Raw genomic sequence first — 22,058 nt, forward strand, 5'->3', positions numbered from 1 at the left:
CATCGATGACGACCTCGTCGACCCGGTACGCGGATCCGGACGCGAACCCCTACGTCGAAGCCCCGCCGACCGACTTCGATCCGGTCGCCGACCTCTCCGAGGACGAGGCCGCCGAACAGGCCGCCCTGCTCCGGGCGGCCGTCCGCGAACACGACCACCGGTACTACGTCGCGGCCGACCCCCTCGTCTCCGACGAGGCGTACGACCGGCTCTTCGCCCGGCTTCGGGACCTCGAAGACGCCTTCGACCTCCCGACCGAGGACTCCCCGACGCGGCGCGTCGGCGGCGAACCGCTCGACGAGCTGGAGACCGTCGCGCACGTCGCGCCGATGCGCTCGATCGAGAACGACACCGACGCCGAGGCGGTCCGCGAGTTCGACGAGCGCGTCCGCGGCGGGCTGGCGGACGCGGCGGAATCGGGCGACCTCTCGGCGTTCGACCCCGACGACCTCGCGTACGTCTGCGAGCCGAAGTTCGACGGCCTGTCGATCGAGGTGGTGTACGAGGACGGCGCGTACGTCTGCGCGGCCACCCGCGGCGACGGGCGCGAGGGCGACGACGTGACCGAGCAGGTCCGCACGATCGGCTCGGTCCCGGCCAGACTCCGCGGCGACGACCACCCGGACCGGCTCGCGGTCCGCGGGGAGGTGTACATGCCCCGCGACGCCTTCGAGGCGTACAACGAGGCGCTGATCGAGCGCGGCGAAGAGCCGTTCGCGAACCCCCGCAACGCCGCGGCCGGAACGCTCCGCCAGCTGGACCCCGCGGTCGTCGCCGAGCGTCCCCTCGACGTCTTCTTCTTCGACGTGCTGGCGTGGGAGGCGGGCGACGGCGGCCCCGAGCGCCCCGCGCGCCACCGCGACGCGCTCGACGCGTTCGAATCGCTCGGCCTCCGGCGGAACGACCGGGTAGAGATCGTCGACGACGTCGAGGCCGCGATCGACTATCGCGACGAGATCCTCGCCGCCCGCGACGACCTGAACTACGCGGTCGACGGCGTCGTGATCAAGGTCGACGCGCAAGCGCACCGCGAGGCGCTCGGGAGCACGTCGCGCGCGCCGCGCTGGGCGTTCGCGCACAAGTTCCCGCCGCGGACCGCGACGACCGCGGTCGAGGGCGTCACGGTCCAGGTGGGTCGCACCGGGCGGCTCACCCCCGTCGCCGAGCTCGACCCCGTCGACGTCGGCGGCGTCACCGTCGCGCGCGCGACGCTCCACAACCCCGCCGAGATCGAGGCGCTCGGCGTGAACGTCGGCGACCGCGTCCGGATCTACCGCGCGGGCGACGTGATCCCCTACGTCCCCGAGGTCGTCGAGAAGCGGAGCGAAGGGACCTACGCGTTCCCCGACGCCTGCCCGGTCTGCGGGGCGGCGGTCGAGCGCGACGGCCCGCTCGCGTTCTGTACCGGCGGGCTCGGCTGCCCGGCCCAGCTGGAGCGGGCGGTCGAACACTGGGCGCGCCGCGACGCGCTCGACGTGGAGGGGCTCGGGCCGGAGCGGGTCGAACAGCTCCGCGAGGCCGGCCTCGTGGAGTCGCTCCCGGACCTGTACGACCTGACCGCCGCCGAGCTGGCGGAACTGGAGGGGTGGGGCGAGACGAGCGCGGCGAACCTGATCGCCGAGCTCGACGCGACCCGCGACCCGCCGCTCGACGACTTCCTCGCCGGGCTCGGGATCCCGGACGTCGGCGCGACGACCGCCCGGGCGCTCGCCGCGCACTTCGAGACGCTCGACGCCCTCCTCGACGCCGACGAGGCGGCCCTCCGCGAGATCGACGACGTCGGCCCCGAGGTCGCCGGGTCGATCCGCGCGTTCTTCGACCGCGAGGAGAACCGCGCCGCGATCGAGGGGCTCCGCGAGCGCGGCGTCGACCCCGAGCCGTTCGAGACCGACGCGGGCGACGGCCCGGCCGACGCGCTCGACGGGCTCACCTTCGTGTTCACGGGATCGCTTTCCGTCCCGCGGAGCGAGGCCCAGGCGCACGTCGAGGCGCACGGCGCCTCGGCGACGTCGAGCGTCTCCGGGAACACCGACTACCTCGTCGCCGGCGAGAGTCCCGGACGATCGAAGCGCGACGACGCCGACGCGGAGGGCGTGCCCGTCGTCGACGAGGACGACTTCGCCGCCCTGCTCGCCGACCGCGGCGTCGACTGGCCGCCGACCGACGACTGAGGCGACGGGAACACGCTCGTCGTCGGCCGCGCTCCGCGACGACCCGCAACCATTTATCAACTTACGACGGAACCGAATGATATGACCGCGATCGAACTGCGGGGCGTGACCAAGAAGTTCGGCGACGTCACGGCCGTTCGCGACCTCGATCTCACCGTCGAAGACGGCGAGGTGTACGGGTTCCTCGGCCCGAACGGCGCGGGCAAGTCGACGACGATCAACATGCTCTTAGATCTCGTCCGCCCGACCGCGGGGACCGTCCGCGTGCTCGGCGCCGACGTGGCGGCGGACGGGGTCGCGATCCGCCGCCGGACCGGCGTGCTCCCCGACGGCTTCTCCGTGTACGAGCGCCTCTCCGGGCGGAAACACGTCGAGTTCGCCGTCGAGTCGAAGGACGCCGCCGACGACCCCGACGCGCTGCTGGCGCGCGTCGGGCTCGCCGACGCCGCGGACCGGGACGCCGGAGAGTACTCGAAGGGGATGCGCCAGCGGCTCGCGCTCGCGATGGCGCTCGTCGACGACCCCGACCTGCTGATCCTCGACGAGCCGTCCTCCGGGCTCGACCCGGCCGGGGCGAAGGAGATGCGCGAGATCGTCCGCGCGGAGGCCGAGCGCGGCGCGACCGTCTTCTTCTCCTCGCACATCCTCGAACAGGTCGACGCCGTCTGCGACCGCGTCGGGATCCTCCGCGACGGTGAACTGGTGGCCGAAGACTCCGTCGAGGGGCTCCGCGAGGCCGTCGGCGGCGAAGAGACGCTTGAAGTCGCGGCCGCCGGCGCCGACGACGACGCGGTGGCGGCGGTCCGCGCGCTCGACGGCGTCTCGGGCGTCACCCGCGACGGCGACGAGCTGGTGGTGAACTGCGACAGCGACGCGAAGACCGAGGTCATCGCGACGCTGGAGGAGGCCGGCGTCGCGGTCGCCGACTTCCACACCCGCGAGGCCTCGCTGGAGGACCTCTTCTTGGCCTACACCGAGGGCGACGCGGCGACGCGCGACACCGGTGGCGCCGCGTCCGCGTCGACCGACGGCGAACCGACCGACGGCGAACCCACCGACGCCGGTCCGGCGGACGACGGCCCGGCCGCCGAGGAGGTGGATCGATGAGCATCGCCGCGATCGCCCGAAAGGACTTCCAAGAGACGGTCCAGTCGCGAGGCATGATCGCCTTGGTGGCGCTGTTCTCGCTGCTCGTCGCCGCGTTCGCCTACGCCGTCCGCCCCACCGGACAGAGCGAGCAGTTCGCCACGGAAGTGCTGTTGAGCGTCTTCATCGGCCCGTTCCTCGTCACGACGCTCGTCCCGCTTGTCGGGGTCGTCGTCGGCTACAACGCGGTGAGCGGCGAGCGCGAATCCGGGTCGCTGAAGCTGCTCCTGTCGCTCCCGCACTCGCGGGCCGACGTCGTCTTCGGCAAGGTCGTCGGCCGCGGCGCGGCGCTCGCGCTCGCGGTGTTCGCCGGCTTCCTGCTGCCCGCGCTCGTGTTGATCGCCGCGCCCGTCGCGTTCAACGCCGGCGCGTTCCTCGGCTACACCGTCTTCGCGGCCGCCCTCGGCGTCGTGTTCGTCGCCATCGCCGTGGGCTGCTCGGCGGCGTCGTCGACCCAGCGCCGCGCGCTCATCGGCGGCGTCGCGATATACGTCCTCTTCGTCCTGCTGTGGGGGGCGGTCACCGGTCGCCTGGTCGGAGCCGCCGGCCCCGTCGTCGACGCCCTCCCGCTGTCGGCGACGCAGGTCCGGGTGTTCCTCCGCGTCTCGAACCCCACGACGGCCGTCGAGGCGCTGTCGAACGCCTTCCTCGGCGAACAGCTGTTCACCGGCGACAGCGCGAACCAGCAGCTCTCCGCGGCCGCGATGCTGGTGTTCTGGACGCTCGCGCCGCCGCTGGCCGGCCTGTTGAAGTTCGACACCGACGACCTCTGAGCGCCGCTCCGCACCTGCGGCTCGCGGAGTTGCTCGCCGCAGGCAGTGGGCTCGGGCGGGTTCGAACCTCAGTCGCTCCCGTTCGCTCGCGACGCTCGCTCACTTCCCGCTCCCTGGTTCGAACCGCGCCGCTCCGCACCCGCGGCTCGCGGAGTTGCTCGCCGCAGGCAGTGGGCTCGGGCGGGTTCGAACCAAAGAAAGACAGTCGTCTCGCTCCGCTCGACGCTGCGTCTTTCAGGGCTCGACCGCCCTCGCATACATTTCTGTGACTCACTTCGTTCGTCCCAGATATGGGCTCGGGCGGGTTCGAACCGCCGATCTCAGCCTTGTAAAGGCCGCGTCATAACCAGCTAGACCACGAGCCCTCACCCGCCTGAACCCGCCGGGAGCGGAAAACGGTTTCTTTCTCCGGCGCGAAGATCGACCGTGAACCGCCGTCTCGTCGGGGTCGCGGCCGCGCTCGCGCTCGTCCTCCTCGCCGGTGTCGCCGTCGCCGCGACCAACCCCGCGCTCCTGATCACCAGCTACGACACCGCCACGGTCGAGGCCGTCGACGGCGACACCGGCGAGTCGCTCGCGACGGTCGACGCCCGCGTCGCCGACGGCCTCCTGAAGCAGTACGTCGGGCTCTCCGCGACCGACGACCTCGACGCGGGCGAGGGGATGCTGTTCGTCCACGACGACGCCGCGGAGCGCGCCTACGTGATGCGCGACATGGCGTTCCCCATCGACATCGTCTTCGTCGACGCCTCCGGGACCGTCACGACGGTCCACGAGGCCGCGCCGGAGTCGGGCTCGCTCACGCGCTACGAGGGGACCGGGAAGTACGTCCTCGAAGTCCCCCGCGGCTGGAGCGACCGCCACGGCGTCGACCCCGGGGATCGGCTCGTGATCGACCGCGACTGACGCCGCCGCGCGGTCGCCGCGCCGGGCGACGAAACCGCTTTCAGCGTCGCCGGCGTCGCCCCGACCATGACCGGACTCGCTCGCCGGGTCGCGTGGAACCTCCGCCACCGCTGGCGGCGGGTGTTCGCCCTCTGCGTCGTCGGCGCCGGCGTCGCCGCGCCCCTCCTCACCGGCATCTGGTGGTGGCTCCCGCTCGTGTGGTTCTTCGGCCTCTTCATCGCGCTCCCCGTCCTCCACGTCCTCACCAAGCCCGTCCCCGAGGACGACGGCGACGAGGGCGCGCACGCGACCGGCGACCCCGCGCTCGACGCCCTCCGCGAGCGCTACGCGAACGGCGAGATCGACGAGCGGGAGTTCGAACGCAAGCTCGACCGGCTGTTGGAGACGGAGGACGCAGAGACGGTCGACGACCCCGCAGAAGACGTCGCGGACAGGGTCCGCGAGGGGGTCCGCCGCGAGGTCGAGCGACTGCGGGAGTGAAAACGAGTAGTCGCTCCGCTCGATCGCTCGAAACGCGGTTTCGGTGCGTTACTCGTCGATCTCGCGGTTGTGGACCGCCTCTCCGGAGACCCCGTCGAAGAGGTGGATCGTCTCTTCGGGGATCTCGACGGTGATCTCATCGCCGGCCGACACCTGTTGGAGCCCGCCGACGGTGGCGATGAACGTCTCGCCCTCCGGCGCGTCCGCGAACCGGAGGTAGACGGTGTTCTCATCGCCCATCGGCTCGACGACCTCGACGACTGTCGAGAAGGTGTGATCGCCGGCCGAGTCGCCGGCCAGCGAGATGTCTTCCGGGCGGACGCCGAGGGTGAGGTCCGTCACCGCGCCCACGTCGTCGAGCGTCGACGCCGAGAGCGGGTAGTCGAACACGTCTGCGACGAGGGTCTCGTCGTCCCGCTCGACGGGGAAGAAGTTCATCGACGGGTCGCCGATAAACCCGGCGACGAACCGGTTCGCCGGCTCGTGGTAACACTCCAGCGGCGTCGCGACCTGCTGGAGCTCGCCGGCGTTGAGGATCGCGATCCGGTCGCCCATCGTCATCGCCTCGGTCTGGTCGTGCGTGACGTACATCGTCGTCACCTCGAGCTCGTCCTGGAGGCGCTGGAGCTCCGTCCGCATCTCCGACCGGAGCTTGGCATCGAGGTTGCTGAGCGGCTCGTCCATGAGGAACACCTCGGGGTCGCGGACGATCGCCCGCCCGAGCGCCACCCGCTGTCGCTGGCCGCCGGAGAGGTCGGCGGGCTTCCGGTCGAGCAACTCGGCGATGCCCATCGTCTCCGCGGCGTCGGCGACGCGCGTCTCGATCTCCTCGTCGGAGAGGTCCGTCGACTCCTCTAAGCCGAACGCCATGTTCCCCTTCACGGTCATGTGAGGGTACAGCGCGTACGACTGGAACACCATCGCGATGTCCCGGTGTTGCGGCTTCACGTCGTTGACCCGCTGGCCCGCGAGGCGGATCTCCCCGTCGGAGATCGTCTCCAGCCCCGCGACCATCCGGAGCGTCGTCGACTTCCCGCAGCCCGATGGGCCGACGACGACGAGGAACTCGCCGTCGCGCATCTCGATGTCCACGTCGTCGACGGCGACGACCCCGCCGTCGCCGTCGGGGAACACCTTCGTCACGCCGTCGAGTTCGAGCGTCCCCATGCTATCGCCCCCACGGCGCTGCGCGGTCGTTCGAGAGCGATACGTCCGATCGGCTGCGTGAGTGCTGTCGAGTCATAGATTGCTGCTGGCGAGCGATGGCGGTCACGTCGCCACCCCCTCGGCGAACTCCTCGCCGAACGCGATGTACACCGCGAGCGTCGGGAGGGCGGCGATGAACGCGCCCGCCATGCGGAGCGCGAAGTCTTGGCCTTCGAGCGACGTTCCCAGTCCCGCGAGGATCAACACGATCGGCGCGGCCGCGCTGGACTCCGTCTGGACCAGCACGAGGGTGAACAGGAGGTCGTTCCAGATCTGCGTGAACTGATAGATCAGGACCACCGCGAACATCGGTCCCGAGAGCGGGAGCACGATGCGGCGGTAGATCCGGCGGATGGACGCGCCGTCCAGCCGCGCCGCCTCGATCATCTCCTCGCTCATGTTCTTGTAGTACGACCTGAACAGGACGGTACAGATCGGCAGGCCGTACGCCACGTGGGTGACGACCAGTTCGACGACGCTGGCGTAGTCGTTGTTGATCCCGAGCGCCCACAGGAACCCTAACCACTCCTGGAGCGGGACCATCGACCAGAACTGCGAGAGCGGCACGAGCACGGCCTGGTACGGAATGAATATCCCGGCGACGAACAGCGCGAGGACCGGCGCCTTGTACTTCTGCTTCCAGTCCGACTGCGTGATCCCGTAGGCCGCGAAGCTCCCGAGGAGCGCCGAGATGACGGTCGCGGGGATCGCGTACAGCGCGCTGTTGATGAGCCCGCGCCCGAGCGCGTCGAACGCCGCCTGCCACTTCGCGAAGGTGAACGTACCGCCCGTGGGCGGCGCGAAAGGAAGCGACCCGCTCACGCCGCCGGGCGTCTTGAACGACGTGACGAGCCCCGATTCGATCGGGATCAGGAAGAACGTCAACATCCCGAGCAGCCCGAGGTACAGGAGGACCCGGTACCCGTCGAGACCCGCGAGTAGTCCAGCGGACGCGCCGGGGTCCGCCTCCGTTACCGTACCGCCGTCGGTTCGTGCGTCGTTGCTCATAGGTTCCCTCGATTGTACTGGTAGTAGAGGTACGGACCGACGATGCCGAGCGTCATCAGGAACAGGGTGATGGCGACCGCGGACGCGTACGCCCAGTTCAGGTTTGCGTACGCCTCGCGCACCATCTTCGTCGCGAGGATGTCCGCCCCGTTCGGCGGCCGGTAGCCGCCGACGAGCGAGTAGAGGAAGTCGAACGCCTTCAGCGCGAACACCATCAGGACGACCGAGGCGCTGATCGTCGACCCCTTCAGCTGGGGGATGATCACGCGCCAGTACATCCTGACCGTCGAGGCCCCGTCCACCTTCGCCGCCTCGTAGTGTTCGTTCGGGATCGCCCGCAGGCCCGCGAGGAAGACGACCATCGCGTACCCGGCGAACTGCCACATCAGCGCGAACATCACGGCCCAGAGGACGATGTCCGGGTTGCCGATCCAGTCGACTCGGCCGAGGCCGAGCGACGTGATCACGATGTTGATGACCCCGTTGTTGAAGTTGAACATCCACGCCCAGAACTGGGCGGTGACGACGAACGAGAGGCTCATCGGCAGCAGGTAGATCGTCCGGAACGTGTTCTCGAACCGGATGTTGCGGTCGATCAGGATCGCCAATCCGAGCCCGAGCGCCAGAGTCACTAAGGTGAACCCGACGAGCAGGATGAAGGTGTTGATCGCGGCGTCGACGAATCCGCTGTCGGCCAACGCCCGGCTGTACATCTGGAAGTCTAGGTCGCCGTAGTCGGGCGTCCCGAATCCGGTGAAGTCAGTCAGCGAGATGAGGAGGTTCCAGATGATCGCCCCGTAGACGAACAGGCCGACCAGCAGGAACGGCGGCAGCCAGAACTGCGACGACTCCACGAAGTCGCTGCCGAACCGCTCGTTCAGCGCGGCGACCGGGCTGAAGCCGGAGCGCTGCCCCTCCTCGGCGACGCCGCCGTCCGTGACCGCGTCGCCACTGCCGTCGCCGGTGTCAGTATTTCGTGTCATATGGTTCTTCGTGCGCCGAAACCGCTAAAATCCGGTCGCATCGTGGACCGGAGTCAGTTAGAGACCGCGTCGACGAAGCCTTCCGTGGCGCCGTCGACGTTGTACGGTCCGGAGAACTCGCTGGAGATGACGTCGTTCAGCGCCGTCATGGTCTCCGAGGGGACGCCCAGCCCGTGCTGGAGGTTCGGCGGCCGCTGGTCGGCCTCGGCGAAGTCTTGCTGCGTCTCCTGGAGGTACGGACCGAACTGGCTCATGTCCACGTCGGTGCGCGTGGGGATCGAACCCTTATACTGGTTGAACGCGACCTGCGCGGCCTCGCTCCCGACGAACGAGAGGAACGTCTCCGTCGCCTCGGGGCTCGGGTTGTCCGAGGGGTAGAGGAACGAGTCGAAGTGGAGCATGTACATGCCCTCCGAGCCGGGGTACGTCTTGAAGCCCCAGTCCTCGTCGTAGTTGAAGTCCTCGGCGTTCCGGTAGGCGCCGGCCGCCCAGTTCCCCTGGTGGATGAACGCCGCGTTCCCCTCGATGATGTTCTGGTTGGACTCGGTGAGTCCGATCGAGGAGGCGTCGTCGTTGATGTAATTCCCGAGGATCTCGGCGAGCGACTCGAAGGTCGCGCGGACCGCTGCCTCGTCCGGGCTCCCGTCGATGAAGCTCATGTACGCGTCGAACCCTTCTTGGCCGAGCATCGTCGAGGCGAACAGCTGGGTCGTGGTCCAGGTGCCGCTCGCGCCGTGGGTCATCGGAATCGCGTCGGTCTCGCTGTCGACCGTCTCCAGCGCGTCGATCAGCGCCGAGACGCTCGTCAGCGAGTCGGGGTCGATCCCCGCCTCCTCGACGACCGAGGTGTTGTAGAACAGGCAGTTCAGCCGGTGCGACCCGAGCGGGACGCCCCGGTACGCGCCGTCGTACTGGTGGAGGTCGACCGCCTCCTGCACCATCACGTCCTCGAAGCCTTCCGACTCCCAGACGCTGCCAGCCTCGCCCAGCACGCCCTCGTACCGCTGGAGGTTCGGGCCGGGCCAGTTGGCGAAGGAACTCGGCGGGTCGCCGTTCTGGAGCCGGTTCGCGACGACCGCGTCAAGATTCTGGTTCCCGCCGCCGCCGATCGGGTTGAACTCGTGGTCGACGTCGGGGTGCTCCTCCTCAAATGCGGAGACGAGCGCCTCCGCCGCGGTAGCGCCGTCGCCGCCGGTCCACGCGTGGAGGACTTCCAGCGTGTTTCCGCCGCCGTCGCCCCCGTCACTCCCGTCGCCGCCGTCACCGCCGCCGGAACAGCCAGCGAGTCCTGCGAGCGTCGCTGCCCCCGTCGCTCCGACGAAGTGTCGCCGCGACAACCGCTTGTCTTGGTCTGTCATGGTACTTCACGATGTACAATGGATCTTTGCCATATATACTTACTCATTCTTTTAGAACAATTTCTGAAGTACGCTTCTCCGGCCGCCGCGGGGTCGTACCGCCGCATCTGGATTTCGCCCGACCGCCGACGGACCGACGAGCATACTACGGTCCGGGCGGTGAGCGTACCCATGCGCCCCTCGACCGCCGCCGTCACCTACCCGATCGCCGGCGACGCCGCGGAGCGGCCACTGCTGGCCGTCTGGCTGCTGCTCGCGCTGTCGGTCGTCGTCCCCGTGCTCCCGGCGGTGCCGGTCGTCGGGTACCTCGTCCGCGTGCTGGCCGCCACCGAGCGCGGTGACTCGATGCCCCCGTTCCTCGCCGAGCCGCGGACGCTCGCCCGACGGTCGGTCGGGGGAGCGGTCGTCTCGCTGGCGTACCTCGGCGTTCCGTTCGCCGCCCTCCTCGTGACGCTGTACGGCGTCGTCTCGCTTGAGCCCGGGGCGAACGCGCCGGTCGGTCGCATCCTCGCCGGCTCGACGGCCGTCCTCTTCCTCGGGATCCTCGGCACGTACCTCGCTCCCATCGCGTTGACCGCGTACGGGCGCGAGGGATCGCTCCGCCGAGCGTTCTCCCCCGGCGCCCTCCGCCCGGTCGCCGGGCACGCGGCCTACTTTTTCGGGTGGACGCTCGGCTTCACCGCGCTCGTCGTCACCGTCGGCATCGCCGGCGCGCTGTTCACCGTCTCGCGCGCCGGGCCGCTGTTCGGGACGTTCGTCCTCGCCTACGGCCTCCTCGTGGCCGCGTACCTCTGGGGCCGCGCCGTCGAGCGCGCGCGGCGACGGTAGGGGGGTCGGACCGCCGCCGCCGCGACCGACCGATTCTTGAGCGCGCGGCCCCGATTCCTCGGTAATGCAGGGACCGCTCTGGATAGACACGCACGCGCCCGATCTCGACGAGATCCGGCAGGACGAGGCCCGCGACCGCCTGCGCCGGGCCGTCGACGAGCCGATGAACCTCGTCGTTCAGGGGCCGCCGGGGGTCGGGAAGACGGCGGCGGCGCGGGCGCTCGCCGACGCGTCGCACGCCGACCCGGACGCCGACCTGATCGAGGTCAACGTCGCCGACTTCTTCGGCCGGACGAAGAAGGAGATCCGCACCGACCCGCGCTTCGAGGGGTTCCTCGAGGGCCGGAGCCGGATGGCGAAGCGGGACATGATAAACCGCGTGCTGAAGGAGTCCGCGTCGTACGCGCCGATGTCCGGCGAGTACAAGACGGTCCTGTTGGACAACGCGGAGGCGATCCGCGAGGACTTCCAGCAGGCGCTGCGCCGCGTGATGGAGAAGCACCACCGGACCACGCAGTTCGTGATCGCGACCCGCCAGCCCTCGAAGCTCATCGCCCCGATCCGGTCGCGCTGCTTCCCGGTCCGCGTGCGCTCCCCGACCACGGACGAGACGATCGACGTCCTCGAGACGATCTGCGACCGCGAGGGCGTCGAGTACGACGGCGACGGGCTGGAGTTCGTCGCCAGCGCGGCGGGCGGCGACCTCCGCGAGGCGACCCTCTCGGCGCAGGCGACCGCGGTCGAGGGCGACGCGATCACGATGTCGACCGCCTACGAGACGCTCGGCGACGTGGGCGACGACGACGCGCTCCGCGAGGCGCTCGCCGCCGCCCGCGACGGCGACCTGAAGGGCGCGCGCTCGACGCTCGACGACCTCCTCGACGAAGGGTACGACGGGCAGGAGCTGCTCCGCGAGGCGCTCCGCGTCGCGCGCGCCGGCTCCGAGTACGGCGGCGACGACCTGGCGCGGCTCCACGCCCTCGCGGGCGAGGCCGACCTCGACCTCTCGGACGGGCTCGACGACGCGACCCACCTCGTTCACCTGCTCGCGGCGTGGGCGGCGGGGCGAACCGAGCTCTCGCCCGAACTGCGCGACGCGGAGGTGGCCCCGTGAGCCGCGCGCCGCCGCTCTCCCGGCTCCTCCCGTTCCCGGTGGTCGACGCCGCCTGGGACCTCGCGCTCGTCCCGGCGCTCGCGGGGGCCGTCGCGCTGCCCCTCCTGCCGCCGGTCGGCGTCGCGCTCGTCGCGCTCGCCGTCGGGATCCTCTGGTTCCACCGCGACCCGGACCGCGACCCGCCGGACGTCGAGGGGACGGTCGTCTCCCCGGCCGACGGCACTGTCTCCGTCGTGCGCGAGGAGGGGTCGCGGCTCCGCGTCGGCGTGTTCATGAACGTCACCGACGTCCACGTCAACCGCGCGCCGATCGCGGGAGAGGTCCGCGAGGTCCGGCACCGCCCGGGCGCGAACCGCCCCGCGTTCGACAAGGAGTCGGACCGCAACGAGCAGGTCGCGATCGACTTCGGCGACTACGAGCTGCTCGTCATCGCCGGCTGGTTCGCCCGCCGGATCCACCCGTCGGTCGAGGCGGGCGACCGGGTCGAGCGCGGCGACCGCGTCGGCCACGTCTCGTTCGGCTCGCGCGCGGATGTGGTGCTGCCCGCAGACGTGACTCGCGAGGAGCTGCTCGTCACCGAGGGCGACAGCGTCCGCGCGGGCGAGACCATTGTCGCGGAGCGGTCGACCGCCGCGGACGAGTCGGACGGCACGGAAAAGTCGGACACCCCGGAAGCGTCGGCCGCCGAGGCCTAGCGCCGGACTCGCCGGCGCGCCCCCCTGGTTCGGGCATACGCTTTTGTTTCGCGGTGGTGACCGATACCTGTATGTCAGGGAAGACCATCCACGAGTCGACGCAGTCGCGGAGCCGACAGGGCCTGGCGACCTACCTCCGGCGGATCGCCCGGGCGCTGGGACGCGGCGAGCCGGTGCCGGTCGACGACGAGGGGACGGTGACCGTCGACGCGGCCGGGACCGGCGACGTCGAGGTCGAGCTCGAGCGCGAGGACGGGACGGTCCACTTCGAGGTCGAGATGGAATGGCCGGAGGAAGCGACCGAGGTCGACGAGACCGCGGCCGCGAGCAAGGCGACGTTCGAGCTGTACGCCGACAGCGCGGACGAGTACCGCTGGCGGCTCCGCCACGACAACGGCAACATCATCGCCGACGGCAGTGAGGGATACACGGACAAGCGCGACGCCAGCTCGGGGATCGAGAGCGTCCAGCGGAACGCGCCGGGCGCGCACGTCGTCGACGTCTCGCGCGACGAGGAGGCGCCCGACGACGGCGGCAGCGACGCGACGTTCGAGCTGTTCCGCGACAAGGCGGACGAGTACCGCTGGCGGCTCCGCCACGACAACGGCAACATCATCGCCGACGGCGGGCAGGGGTACGCCTCCAAACAGAAGGCGAAACAGGGGCTCCGCAGCGTCAAGTCCAACGCGCCGGGCGCGGCCGTCGAAGAGCCCGAGGAGTAGGTCGCGACTCGCCCGCGGCCCGCTCGCCCGACCGCGGACCGCACCGCTTATTCGCCGGCCTTCACTACGTCTGGCCGACATGGACGCGCTCGACGCCAAGTACCCGTTCTTCGCGAGCGCCCGCGAGGCGGTCGCGTCGGCCGGGGTGTCGCTGCCCGACCTCGTCGCGGCCGACGCCCCCGCCGTCGAGCGCGCCCGCGAGCGCGTCGAGCGCGCGCTCCTCGAAGGGACGGTCGCCTCCGAGAGCGGCGGGTTCCCCGGCGAGTCCGCGTACGACGTACAGGCCGAGCTGCTCTCGTACCCCATCGCGCGGATCCTCGTCTCGCTGCTCGACTCCGACCCCGCCATTGAGAAGTACGCCGCGGCCGAGGCCGCGACCGCCATGGAGCGGGTCCGCCGCGACCTCGAGGCCGACGACGAGCTGCGGTCGGTGTCGTCGGCGACGGTCGCGCTCGACGACCTGCTCGCCGAGTTCGACCTCGCCGACGCCGTGCGTCCCGACGCGACCGCGCCGGCGGGCGCTCGGGGCGGCGTCGCCGCCGGCACGGGCGGGACCGGCCGCGACCCGGACGGCTACCGGATCGACGTCGGCCCGTACCTCCGGCTGACCGCGCCCGAGTGGGGGGACTCGTGGCGGCTCGTCAACCGCGTGCTCGCCGACGGCGCGGTGCGCGTCTCCCGCGAGGAGCTGCTCGCGGCGCTGGAGGCCGCCGTCGAGGCGCGCGTCGCCGAGGGGCTCCCGTTCGAGGACCTCGGGGAGTCGCTCGCCGAGGCGCTCGAACCGCGCGTGGCCGACCTCCGGCGGCTGCTCTCCGAGCGGACGTACACCGAGCCGCCGGACGTCGTCGCCCCCGCGCTGTTCCCGCCGTGTATGACCAACCTGATCGAGAAGGCCGAGCGCGACGTGACGCTCTCCGCCGCCGAGTCGTTCGCGCTGATGGCGTTCCTCGTCGGCATCGGGATGACGCCCGACGAGGTGGTGGCGTTCTGCGCCGACACGAGCCTCGACGCCGAGGGGATCCGCTACCAGACCGAGTTCCTGACCGACGACCGAGGGACCCAGTACCCGCCGCCGACCTGCGAGACGCTCGCGAACTACGGGATCTGCCACAACGAAGACGACCACATGCAGGTCGCGGCCGACCCGCTCTCCTACTACGAGAAGCGGGTGGCGGCCGCCGACGAGGTGACGGACTGGCGGGACGGGAGAGAGGCGGACGGGACGGGAGAGGCGTGAACGCGACGGGGCGGCAGAAGTAACAGCCGCGAGACGGTCCGGCCGACTACGACTCGTCGTCCGCGCGCATCAGGAACGTCCCGACGCCGGCCATCAGCAGGACGAACCCGGCGAGCAGCGCGATAAGGGCGATCGCCCCGGCCTGCGGGAGGACCGTCGACCCGCCGAAGGTGACGCCGATCCCGATCAACCCGACGATGAACACCGCGGCCGCCGCCAGCGAGACGGTGATCTGCCGACGGAGTTCCGCGTCGATTTCCATGCCTGCGATTTTCCGTCGCCACTAAAAAAGGACTTCGATGAAGGCGGCACCCCCCCGGATTCGGGCGGCCGCGAGACGCCAGACGCCCGGTTTCGGACGGGTCGGCGGTGCGGTTACCAGTCCCGGCCGCCCGTTTTCGTTCGGATCGAGGCTGGCGCCTCGCGGCTCACCGCGCGAGGAAGGTGACGTCTCGGCGGAGCGTGTACCCCTGCGGGACGCCTACGACCCCGACGCACTCCTCGCACAGCACCCGCTCGTAGTCGCGATTGGTCTCCTTCTCGAGCAGCAAGACGTCTTCGAGCGGGAACACCGACTCGCAGCGATCGCACTCCGCCTTGTCGCCGTCGACGATCTTCATCGGTCCTCGGTTCCCACGATTGACACATAAACTCGCGGACGGCGTTATCACTTCGGATAGCGGGTCGAAAAAAATTCGTGGTCGAGCGTCGGTCGACGCGGTTGGGGGCGCGGGCGGTCCGGCGTTAGCCGAAGAGCTCGCCGAGGCCCTCGCCGCCGTCGCCGTCCTCCTCGTCGTCGTCGTCCGCCTCGTCGGCGGCCTCGGCCTCCTCCTCTTCCTCCTCGTCGTCCGCCTCGTCGGCGGCCGCGTCGGCGTCGGCGGCGCCACCGGCGGACGCGCCGGCGGCCGGGGCCGCGGCGGCCGTCTCGATGGCCTCCTCGATGTCGACGTCCTCCAGCGCGGCGACGAGCGCCTTGACGCGGGACTCCTCGACGTCGACGCCGGCGGCTTCCAGCACGCCGGTGACGTTGTCTTCGTTGATCTCTTCGCCAGTCTCGTTCAGGATGAGCGCAGCGTAAACGTATTCCATTGGTGTGTACCTCGTATTATCCGAACATCGCGCCGAGACCGTCGCCGCCGTCGTCGCCGTCGTCGTCGTCGGCGTCGTCGGCGTCGGCCTCCTCGGCGTCTTCCGTCTCTTCGTCAGCCTGTTCCTCCTCGTCGGCGTCGTCGGTCGCCGGCTCAGTCGCCGGCGCGGCCTCGACGCCTTGGAGCTCCTCGGGGAGCGCCTCCTCGTCGTCGATCTGCGCCGCGAGCGCGCGCAGCTGGGCGTCGGCCTTCCCGATCAGGTCGGGCACGACGTCCGGACTCTCGATCTCCGCGAACAGTCCGACGGACTTCGCCTCGCCGGACGCCTTCGCGAGAAGGGTGCCGGCGGTGGCGGCCGTCGGGTACGCGGCGTTGACGGAGAGGTTGCGCGCGGCGGCCGCGGCGGACTGAATGTCCGCCTGGTACTCGTCGACGTCGAGTTCGAGCTCTTCCGGCTCGAACAGGACGCCCTCGGAGTAGACGGCCCGCAGGTCCAGACCGACCTCCTTGGGCTCGATGCCGAGCTCGACGAGGACGTTCGCGAGGTCGTTGTCGACGACCTCGCCCTCCGTTAGGACGGTCGAGTCCTCGGTCACCTTGATCGAGCCGTCCATGATGCGGGCGGACGCGCCGACCGTCTGGAGCTCGCCGACGAACGGTCCCGGGTCGACGCCGGTGTCGCCCTCGGGGATCACGATGTCGTTGGGGGCCACCTCGCCCTCGTTGATCGGGGCGGGGGTCTTCGAGGCTTCGAGCTGTTTGAAGAGGCCGAACGGGTTGTCGTTGGTGCCGACGAGCGCCACCTGGCCGTTGACGTACTCCGTCAGCGCCTCGACGCCGTCGCCGACCTCCTCGAGCGCTCGGGTCGTGAGCGTGTTGCGGCTCATGCGGACGCCGGCCGAGCCGTGAAGCTCCCGGCGCATGGCCTGGAGCTGTCGGCTCGGGATGCCGGCGACGCCGACGATCCCGACGGACGCGTACGAGTCGATGAACTCGACGAGCTCGTCGACCTCCTCGCGCTTCCACTCGGGGATCGTCTCGGTCTTCCGGACCGAGCTCATACGGGCACCTCCCTGGCGGGACCCATCGTGGTCTTCACGTAGATCCCGTCGATGTTGAGCGGGCCCTTCTCGAGGTTCGCTTCGAGCCGCCGGATGATGACGTCGATGTTGTCCGAGATATCGTCCGCACCCATGTCCTCGGCACCGACGCGGGTGTGGAACGTGCGCCGGTCGCGCGACCGGAGCTGCACCGTGTTCTTCATCCGGTTGACTGTGTCGACGACGTCGTCGTCCGGCTGTAGTGGGGTAGGCATCTTCCCGCGCGGACCGAGGACGGTACCGAGGTACCGACCGATGTCCTGCATGATGTTGGCCTCCGCGACGAAGAAGTCGGTCTCGTCGGCGAGGTCCTTTGCGCGGTCGTCGTCGTCTCCTAAGTCTTCGAGGTCGTCGCTGTCGAGCACTTCGTCAGCGACGTCCTCTGCGCGGACGGCGGTTTCGCCCTCCGCGAAGACGACGATCTGTGTCTCCTGCCCCGTTCCAGCCGGCAGCACGACGGACTCGTCGATACGGTTCGACGGATCGTTGAGGTCGAGATCTCGCAGGTTGATCGCGATGTCCACGGTCTCGCGGAAGTTCCGCTCGGGCGCATCGTCGAGTGCGAGGGTTACGGCCTCTTGTATTGTGTCTGCCATTTTCACCTCCGTAGTACGCAGGTCGCTCCTACGGGTCAGTGAAACAGGCGAAGCCTGTCTCATCGGAGAGTGGTTCATCGGAGGTTTAAAAGCGTCGAAGCGCTCGCCGCCGTGTGAAACCGAGACAGGGCCGCTCGCCGGCGGTCACGCGCTCATACCCGCGTCGCCGGGCCGCCGGACCGAGATTCGACAGTCGTCGAACGGCGAAACGTCGCATAGGGGAACCCTTTTGACGGCGCTCGCCGACCCACGAGGTAATGACGCAGGGTGGTCCGCCGTGACGATGGACGACCGCATCGAAGACCTCCGCGAGCGCCGCGAGCGGGCGGCAAAGGGCGGCGGTGAAGATCGGATCCAGTCGCAACACGACAAGGGGAAAATGACCGCCCGCGAGCGGATCGACTACTTCCTCGACGACGGGACCTTCCACGAGTTCGACCGGTTCCGCACCCACCGCAACCACACGTTCGGGATGGAGGAGAAGCAGATCCCGGGCGACGGCGTGGTGACCGGCTACGGCGAGGTGAACGGTCGGAAGACGTTCGTCTTCGCGCACGACTTCACCGTCTTCGGCGGGTCGCTCGGCGAGGTGTTCGCCGAGAAGGTGTGTAAGGTGATGGACAAGGCGATGGACGTCGGGGCGCCCGTCGTCGGCCTCAACGACTCCGCGGGCGCGCGGATCCAGGAGGGGGTCGCCTCGCTCGGCGGCTTCGCGGAGATCTTCCGGCGCAACACGGAGGCGTCGGGCGTGATCCCCCAGATCTCGGCGATCATGGGGCCGTGCGCCGGCGGCGCGGTGTACTCGCCCGCCATCACGGACTTCACCTTCATGGTGAAGGACACCTCGCACATGTTCATCACCGGGCCGGACGTCATCGAGACGGTCACCGGCGAGGAGGTGAGCTTCGAGGAGCTGGGCGGCGCGGTCACCCACTCGTCGACCTCGGGCGTCGCGCACTTCGCCGAGGAGAGCGAGGAGGACGCCTTAGACGACATCGCGCGGCTGCTCTCGTACCTCCCCGCGAACAACGTGGAGGACCCGCCGCGCGTCGAGCCGTGGGACGACCCCGAACGCGCCGACGATGAGCTCGCGGAGATCGTCCCCGACGCCCCCCGGAAGCCGTACGACATGAAAGACGTCATCGGTAGCGTCACCGACGAGGGCTCCTTCTTCGAGGTCCAGGAGAACTTCGCGAAGAACATCGTCGTCGGCTTCGCCCGGCTCGACGGCCACTCCGTCGGCGTCGTCGCGAACAACCCCCGCGTGAACGCCGGCACCCTCGACATCGAGTCGAGTCAGAAGGGGGCGCGGTTCGTCCGCTTCTGCGACGCGTTCAACATCCCCATCGTCACGTTCGAGGACGTGCCCGGCTTCATGCCCGGCACCGACCAGGAGCACAACGGGATCATCCGGCACGGCGCGAAGCTGCTGTACGCCTTCTCTGAGGCGACCGTCCCGCTGCTCACCGTCATCACCCGGAAGGCGTACGGCGGCGCCTACTGTGTGATGTCGTCGAAACACATCGGCGGCGACGTCAACTACGCGTGGCCCACCGCCGAGATCGCGGTGATGGGGCCGAAGGGCGCGGTCAACGTCCTCTACCGCGAGGAGCTGGCCAAGGCGGACGACCCCGACGCACGTAGGCAGGAGCTCATCGACGAGTATCGCGAGGAGTTCGCGAACCCCTACACCGCCGCGGACCGCGGCTTCGTCGACGACGTCATCGAGCCGACGGAGACGCGCGCCCGCCTCGTCGAGGACTTGAAGATGCTGAAGGGGAAGCGTTCGGACCAACCCGCGAAGAAGCACGGCAACATCCCGATCTGATGGCGGTCGACGACGACGCGGTCGGCGAGGGACCGGCCGACGACGCGGCGGTCGCCGACCCGGCGGCCGCGCTCGCCGGCCTCTCAATTCCCGACGACGCGCGCGACGACGAGGCGGCCGCCATCGCCGCCGCGGTCGCGGCGCACCTTCGAGACGGCGAACTCGCCGCCGCGGCCGCGGCGGGCGACGCGGACGACGGCCGCGACGAGGACCGCTGGGCGCTCGCCGGCCGGATCGATCGACTCCACCGCCGTCGAGTGCGCGTCCACGCCGACGCGCCCGCGGACCCGTGGACCGCCGCCGGTCGCAGCGACCGGTTCTGACCCGGTGCGGCGGACGCCGGCGACGCTCGCGAGCGAGACTCGCCGCTCATCGGGCGGTCGACACGTCGAACCGAATCCCCGGACGCCGGGGCGTCCGGTCGCGTACATTCCCCCGACTGCGCGGCGGCGACCCGTCGCACCGTCGACCCGGCCCCACCGCAGGGCGCGTTCGATGCTTCGTTCGCTGACATATATACCTATGGTAACCGCTCTCGCGGTCGCTCAGCGGGTCTCCTCGTCGGCGGCCTCCTCGCCCGCGGTCGCGCCGGCCGGGTCGTCGCCGTCGGCGAGGCCCGCCGACCCGCCGCGGTCGCCGAGCAGGCGGTTGAGGATCACCGGGACGACGGCCACGAACGCGAGGAGCGCGCCGACCCGGATCGGGAGCGATGCGTCGGTGGCGACCGTCAGCCCGAGGTAGACGGCGGCGCCGACGAGGACCGACGGCAGCACGTACGGGTTTCCCGCGTCGAGCATGCCTCAACGTGGTACCCGCGGTCCCCTTAATCGTCCCGGCACGGACCGACAGAGTTTGGTAGCAGTTGGTGGAAGAACCGACAGGAATGTTCGATAAGGTTCTCGTGGCGAACCGCGGCGAGATCGCGGTCCGCGTGATGCGCGCCTGTGAGGAACTCGGCGTCGACACCGTCGCCGTCTACAGCGACGCCGACAAACACGGCGGCCACGTCCGGTACGCGGACGAGGCGTACAACGTCGGGCCCGCCCGCGCGGCGGACTCGTACCTCGACGGCGAGGCGGTCGTCGAGGCGGCGCGGTCGGCAGGGGCCGACGCGATACACCCCGGCTACGGGTTCCTCGCCGAGAACGCCGACTTCGCGGCCCGCGTCGAGGCGGCCGACGGGATCACGTGGGTCGGCCCCGCAAGCGACGCGATGGAGCGGCTCGGCGAGAAGACCCACGCGCGTCGCGTGATGGACGACGCCGACGTGCCCATCGTCCCTGGGACGACGGAGCCCGTGACCGACGTCGAGGCCGTCACGGAGTTCGGCGACGAGTACGGCTACCCCGTCGCGATCAAGGCCGAGGGCGGCGGCGGCGGTCGCGGGATGAAGGTCGTCGAGAGCGCCGACGAGGCCGAGGAGGCCCTCGAATCGGCGAAGCGAGAGGGCGAGGCGTACTTCTCGAACGACTCGGTGTACCTCGAACGCTACCTCCAGACCCCCCGCCACGTGGAGGTCCAGATCGTCGCGGACGACCCGGACGGGTCGGTGACCGAGGGCGACGTGGTCCACCTCGGCGAGCGCGACTGCTCGCTCCAGCGCCGCCACCAGAAGGTGATCGAGGAGGGCCCCTCGCCCGCGCTCTCCGACGAGCTGCGCGAGAAGATCGGCGAGGCCGCCCGCCGGGGCGTCGCCGCCGCCGACTACACAAATGCCGGGACGGTCGAGTTCCTCGTCGAGGAGGACCCCGACCGCGACCCGGCCGAACCGCTCGGCCCCGACACGCCGTTCTACTTCCTCGAAGTGAACACGCGGATCCAAGTCGAACACACAGTCACGGAGGAGCTGACGGGGATCGACATCGTCCAAGAGCAGCTCCGGGTCGCCAGCGGCGAGGGCCTCTCGGTGTCGCAAGGCGACGTCGAGCTGGAGGGCCACGCCATCGAGTTCCGGATCAACGCCGAGAACGCCGCCAACGAGTTCCAGCCGGCCAACGAGGGGTCGCTGGAGACGTACGACCCGCCGGGCGGGATCGGCGTCCGCGTCGACGACGCGCTCCGGCAGGGCGACGAGCTGGTCACCGACTACGACTCGATGATCGCCAAGCTGATCGTGCGTGCCGGCGACCGCGAGACCTGCCTCGCGCGCTCGAAGCGTGCGCTCGCGGAGTACGACATCGACGGCGTCGTCACCATCGTCCCGTTCCACCGGCTCATGCTCGACGACGAGCGCTTCGTCGACGGGACGCACACGACGAAGTACCTCGACGAGGAGCTCGACCGGGACCTCGTCGCCGACGCGCAGGAGCGCTGGGGCTCCGAGACGGTCGGCGCCGCGGACGACGACGAGGAGGTGACCGAACGCGAGTTCACCGTCGAGGTGAACGGCAAGCGCTTCGACGTGGAGCTTGAGGAGCGCGGCGCGCCCGCGATCCCGGTCCCCGAAAGTGGCGGGAGCGGCGGCGGTCAAGAGCGCCCGCCGCAGGCGACCGACGACGGCGGCGACGGCTCGGTCGATGTCGCGGAGGGCGGCGAGTCCATCGACGCGGAGATGCAGGGGACGATCCTCTCGGTCGACGTCGCGGAGGGCGACGAGGTCGCCGCTGGCGACGTGGTCTGCGTCCTCGAGGCGATGAAGATGGAGAACGACGTGGTCGCCGAGCGCGGCGGCACCGTCGCGGGCGTCCACGTCGGCGAGGGCGACAGCGTCGACATGGGCGACGTGCTGATCGTGTTGGAGTAGTCGGACTCCCATCCCCGCGAGTCGCTTCGCGCGCCTCCTCGGTGACGAACACGTCTCTCACGGCTCTCTCGGTGGC

23 protein-coding genes and 1 tRNA gene are annotated in these 22,058 nt (G+C 70.2%); 13 read left to right on the top strand and 11 right to left on the bottom strand.

Going from position 1 to position 22,058, the window contains the following annotated elements; translation table 11 throughout:
• Positions 1-5: 5 nt before the first annotated feature.
• The 3 genes from ligA (at position 6) to ABNG04_RS00430 (ending at position 4,090) form a co-directional block, all read left to right on the top strand.
• The gene (ligA, locus tag ABNG04_RS00420) at positions 6-2,171 is read left to right on the top strand and encodes an NAD-dependent DNA ligase LigA (RefSeq protein ID WP_371159071.1); all 2,166 of its coding nucleotides are present in this window, start codon (positions 6-8) and stop codon (positions 2,169-2,171) included.
• A gap of 81 nt (positions 2,172-2,252) precedes the next feature.
• Positions 2,253-3,278, top strand: coding sequence for an ABC transporter ATP-binding protein (locus tag ABNG04_RS00425; protein ID WP_371159073.1), 1,026 nt, complete (start codon positions 2,253-2,255; stop codon positions 3,276-3,278).
• Positions 3,275-4,090, top strand: coding sequence for an ABC transporter permease subunit (locus tag ABNG04_RS00430; protein ID WP_371159075.1), 816 nt, complete (start codon positions 3,275-3,277; stop codon positions 4,088-4,090). The genes ABNG04_RS00425 and ABNG04_RS00430 overlap by 4 nt, the downstream gene beginning before the upstream one ends.
• Before the next feature lie 291 nt (positions 4,091-4,381).
• On the opposite strand, the gene ABNG04_RS00435 is transcribed toward ABNG04_RS00430, so the two are convergent.
• Positions 4,382-4,455, bottom strand: a tRNA-Val gene (locus ABNG04_RS00435).
• A gap of 61 nt (positions 4,456-4,516) precedes the next feature.
• Between ABNG04_RS00435 and ABNG04_RS00440 the strand changes: the two genes are divergently transcribed.
• Both ABNG04_RS00440 and ABNG04_RS00445 read left to right on the top strand, forming a co-directional pair.
• Positions 4,517-4,996 carry a DUF192 domain-containing protein gene (locus tag ABNG04_RS00440; protein WP_371159077.1) on the top strand — a complete coding sequence of 160 codons (480 nt, stop codon included), beginning with the start codon at positions 4,517-4,519 and terminating at the stop codon, positions 4,994-4,996.
• A gap of 66 nt (positions 4,997-5,062) precedes the next feature.
• Complete coding sequence (locus ABNG04_RS00445; protein ID WP_371159079.1) at positions 5,063-5,476, top strand: SHOCT domain-containing protein; 414 nt, start codon at positions 5,063-5,065, stop codon at positions 5,474-5,476.
• A gap of 48 nt (positions 5,477-5,524) precedes the next feature.
• Here ABNG04_RS00445 and ABNG04_RS00450 read toward each other — a convergent pair whose 3' ends face one another.
• From ABNG04_RS00450 to ABNG04_RS00465, 4 genes are all read right to left on the bottom strand, one after another.
• Positions 5,525-6,643 (bottom strand): ABC transporter ATP-binding protein, encoded by a 1,119-nt coding sequence (locus ABNG04_RS00450; protein ID WP_371159081.1) that lies wholly within the window; start codon positions 6,641-6,643, stop codon positions 5,525-5,527.
• A gap of 102 nt (positions 6,644-6,745) precedes the next feature.
• Positions 6,746-7,690: a carbohydrate ABC transporter permease gene (locus ABNG04_RS00455; RefSeq protein ID WP_371159083.1), complete on the bottom strand. Its 945-nt coding sequence runs from the start codon at positions 7,688-7,690 to the stop codon at positions 6,746-6,748.
• Positions 7,687-8,673, bottom strand: coding sequence for a carbohydrate ABC transporter permease (locus ABNG04_RS00460; RefSeq protein ID WP_371159085.1), 987 nt, complete (start codon positions 8,671-8,673; stop codon positions 7,687-7,689). The genes ABNG04_RS00455 and ABNG04_RS00460 overlap by 4 nt, the downstream gene beginning before the upstream one ends.
• Before the next feature lie 53 nt (positions 8,674-8,726).
• Positions 8,727-10,031 carry an ABC transporter substrate-binding protein gene (locus ABNG04_RS00465; RefSeq protein ID WP_371159087.1) on the bottom strand — a complete coding sequence of 435 codons (1,305 nt, stop codon included), beginning with the start codon at positions 10,029-10,031 and terminating at the stop codon, positions 8,727-8,729.
• Positions 10,032-10,202: 171 nt separating this feature from the next.
• Between ABNG04_RS00465 and ABNG04_RS00470 the strand changes: the two genes are divergently transcribed.
• The 5 genes from ABNG04_RS00470 to ABNG04_RS00490 all read left to right on the top strand — a co-directional run bounded on the left by ABNG04_RS00470 (position 10,203) and on the right by ABNG04_RS00490 (position 14,627).
• Complete coding sequence (locus ABNG04_RS00470; protein WP_371159089.1) at positions 10,203-10,859, top strand: DUF4013 domain-containing protein; 657 nt, start codon at positions 10,203-10,205, stop codon at positions 10,857-10,859.
• A gap of 64 nt (positions 10,860-10,923) precedes the next feature.
• The gene (locus tag ABNG04_RS00475) at positions 10,924-11,973 is read left to right on the top strand and encodes an AAA family ATPase (RefSeq protein WP_371159091.1); all 1,050 of its coding nucleotides are present in this window, start codon (positions 10,924-10,926) and stop codon (positions 11,971-11,973) included.
• Positions 11,970-12,668, top strand: a complete 699-nt coding sequence (locus ABNG04_RS00480) for a protein sorting system archaetidylserine decarboxylase (protein WP_371159093.1) — start codon at positions 11,970-11,972, stop codon at positions 12,666-12,668. The genes ABNG04_RS00475 and ABNG04_RS00480 overlap by 4 nt, the downstream gene beginning before the upstream one ends.
• A gap of 71 nt (positions 12,669-12,739) precedes the next feature.
• Positions 12,740-13,390: an HVO_2922 family protein gene (locus ABNG04_RS00485; protein ID WP_371159095.1), complete on the top strand. Its 651-nt coding sequence runs from the start codon at positions 12,740-12,742 to the stop codon at positions 13,388-13,390.
• Between the two features lie 79 nt (positions 13,391-13,469).
• Positions 13,470-14,627: a DNA primase gene (locus tag ABNG04_RS00490; protein ID WP_371159097.1), complete on the top strand. Its 1,158-nt coding sequence runs from the start codon at positions 13,470-13,472 to the stop codon at positions 14,625-14,627.
• A 46-nt stretch (positions 14,628-14,673) separates the two neighbouring features.
• On the opposite strand, the gene ABNG04_RS00495 is transcribed toward ABNG04_RS00490, so the two are convergent.
• The 5 genes from ABNG04_RS00495 to ABNG04_RS00515 all read right to left on the bottom strand — a co-directional run bounded on the left by ABNG04_RS00495 (position 14,674) and on the right by ABNG04_RS00515 (position 17,411).
• Positions 14,674-14,889, bottom strand: coding sequence for a DUF7472 family protein (locus ABNG04_RS00495; protein WP_371159098.1), 216 nt, complete (start codon positions 14,887-14,889; stop codon positions 14,674-14,676).
• Positions 14,890-15,055: 166 nt separating this feature from the next.
• Positions 15,056-15,247, bottom strand: coding sequence for a hypothetical protein (locus ABNG04_RS00500; RefSeq protein WP_371159100.1), 192 nt, complete (start codon positions 15,245-15,247; stop codon positions 15,056-15,058).
• Positions 15,248-15,371: 124 nt separating this feature from the next.
• Positions 15,372-15,716: a 50S ribosomal protein P1 gene (gene rpl12p, locus ABNG04_RS00505; RefSeq protein WP_371159102.1), complete on the bottom strand. Its 345-nt coding sequence runs from the start codon at positions 15,714-15,716 to the stop codon at positions 15,372-15,374.
• A 16-nt stretch (positions 15,717-15,732) separates the two neighbouring features.
• Positions 15,733-16,776, bottom strand: coding sequence for a 50S ribosomal protein L10 (locus tag ABNG04_RS00510; RefSeq protein WP_371159104.1), 1,044 nt, complete (start codon positions 16,774-16,776; stop codon positions 15,733-15,735).
• Positions 16,773-17,411, bottom strand: a complete 639-nt coding sequence (locus tag ABNG04_RS00515) for a 50S ribosomal protein L1 (RefSeq protein WP_371159106.1) — start codon at positions 17,409-17,411, stop codon at positions 16,773-16,775. The genes ABNG04_RS00510 and ABNG04_RS00515 overlap by 4 nt, the downstream gene beginning before the upstream one ends.
• A 283-nt stretch (positions 17,412-17,694) precedes the next feature.
• On the opposite strand from ABNG04_RS00515, the gene ABNG04_RS00520 reads away from it, so the two are divergent.
• Positions 17,695-19,239 carry an acyl-CoA carboxylase subunit beta gene (locus ABNG04_RS00520; RefSeq protein WP_371159108.1) on the top strand — a complete coding sequence of 515 codons (1,545 nt, stop codon included), beginning with the start codon at positions 17,695-17,697 and terminating at the stop codon, positions 19,237-19,239.
• A complete protein-coding gene (locus ABNG04_RS00525) occupies positions 19,239-19,562 on the top strand; it encodes a DUF8022 family protein (RefSeq protein WP_371159109.1) in 324 nt (107 codons plus the stop codon). Before ABNG04_RS00520 ends, ABNG04_RS00525 begins: the two co-directional genes overlap by 1 nt.
• 222 nt (positions 19,563-19,784) lie before the next feature.
• On the opposite strand, the gene ABNG04_RS00530 is transcribed toward ABNG04_RS00525, so the two are convergent.
• On the bottom strand, positions 19,785-20,036 hold the full coding sequence (locus ABNG04_RS00530) for a DUF7987 family protein (protein WP_371159111.1): 252 nt from the start codon (positions 20,034-20,036) through the stop codon (positions 19,785-19,787).
• 86 nt (positions 20,037-20,122) lie between these two features.
• Between ABNG04_RS00530 and ABNG04_RS00535 the strand changes: the two genes are divergently transcribed.
• On the top strand, positions 20,123-21,982 hold the full coding sequence (locus ABNG04_RS00535; protein WP_371159113.1) for an acetyl-CoA carboxylase biotin carboxylase subunit: 1,860 nt from the start codon (positions 20,123-20,125) through the stop codon (positions 21,980-21,982).
• Positions 21,983-22,058 lie beyond the last annotated feature (76 nt).

The sequence above is a fragment of the Halorubrum miltondacostae genome (genome assembly GCF_041379815.1).
Classification (GTDB): Archaea; Halobacteriota; Halobacteria; order Halobacteriales; family Haloferacaceae; genus Halorubrum; species Halorubrum miltondacostae.

Bases quoted from the DNA above. Each gene is read 5' to 3' on its own strand.
- ligA (WP_371159071.1), top strand. From the start codon at position 6: ATGACGACCTCGTCGACCCGGTACGCGGATCCGGACGCGAACCCCTAC.
- ABNG04_RS00425 (WP_371159073.1), top strand. From the start codon at position 2,253: ATGACCGCGATCGAACTGCGGGGCGTGACCAAGAAGTTCGGCGACGTC.
- ABNG04_RS00430 (WP_371159075.1), top strand. From the start codon at position 3,275: ATGAGCATCGCCGCGATCGCCCGAAAGGACTTCCAAGAGACGGTCCAG.
- ABNG04_RS00445 (WP_371159079.1), top strand. From the start codon at position 5,063: ATGACCGGACTCGCTCGCCGGGTCGCGTGGAACCTCCGCCACCGCTGG.
- ABNG04_RS00450 (WP_371159081.1), bottom strand. From the start codon at position 6,643: ATGGGGACGCTCGAACTCGACGGCGTGACGAAGGTGTTCCCCGACGGC.
- ABNG04_RS00455 (WP_371159083.1), bottom strand. From the start codon at position 7,690: ATGAGCAACGACGCACGAACCGACGGCGGTACGGTAACGGAGGCGGAC.
- ABNG04_RS00460 (WP_371159085.1), bottom strand. From the start codon at position 8,673: ATGACACGAAATACTGACACCGGCGACGGCAGTGGCGACGCGGTCACG.
- ABNG04_RS00465 (WP_371159087.1), bottom strand. From the start codon at position 10,031: ATGACAGACCAAGACAAGCGGTTGTCGCGGCGACACTTCGTCGGAGCG.
- ABNG04_RS00470 (WP_371159089.1), top strand. From the start codon at position 10,203: ATGCGCCCCTCGACCGCCGCCGTCACCTACCCGATCGCCGGCGACGCC.
- ABNG04_RS00475 (WP_371159091.1), top strand. From the start codon at position 10,924: ATGCAGGGACCGCTCTGGATAGACACGCACGCGCCCGATCTCGACGAG.
- ABNG04_RS00485 (WP_371159095.1), top strand. From the start codon at position 12,740: ATGTCAGGGAAGACCATCCACGAGTCGACGCAGTCGCGGAGCCGACAG.
- ABNG04_RS00490 (WP_371159097.1), top strand. From the start codon at position 13,470: ATGGACGCGCTCGACGCCAAGTACCCGTTCTTCGCGAGCGCCCGCGAG.
- ABNG04_RS00495 (WP_371159098.1), bottom strand. From the start codon at position 14,889: ATGGAAATCGACGCGGAACTCCGTCGGCAGATCACCGTCTCGCTGGCG.
- ABNG04_RS00500 (WP_371159100.1), bottom strand. From the start codon at position 15,247: ATGAAGATCGTCGACGGCGACAAGGCGGAGTGCGATCGCTGCGAGTCG.
- rpl12p (WP_371159102.1), bottom strand. From the start codon at position 15,716: ATGGAATACGTTTACGCTGCGCTCATCCTGAACGAGACTGGCGAAGAG.
- ABNG04_RS00510 (WP_371159104.1), bottom strand. From the start codon at position 16,776: ATGAGCTCGGTCCGGAAGACCGAGACGATCCCCGAGTGGAAGCGCGAG.
- ABNG04_RS00515 (WP_371159106.1), bottom strand. From the start codon at position 17,411: ATGGCAGACACAATACAAGAGGCCGTAACCCTCGCACTCGACGATGCG.
- ABNG04_RS00520 (WP_371159108.1), top strand. From the start codon at position 17,695: ATGGACGACCGCATCGAAGACCTCCGCGAGCGCCGCGAGCGGGCGGCA.
- ABNG04_RS00525 (WP_371159109.1), top strand. From the start codon at position 19,239: ATGGCGGTCGACGACGACGCGGTCGGCGAGGGACCGGCCGACGACGCG.
- ABNG04_RS00530 (WP_371159111.1), bottom strand. From the start codon at position 20,036: ATGCTCGACGCGGGAAACCCGTACGTGCTGCCGTCGGTCCTCGTCGGC.
- ABNG04_RS00535 (WP_371159113.1), top strand. From the start codon at position 20,123: ATGTTCGATAAGGTTCTCGTGGCGAACCGCGGCGAGATCGCGGTCCGC.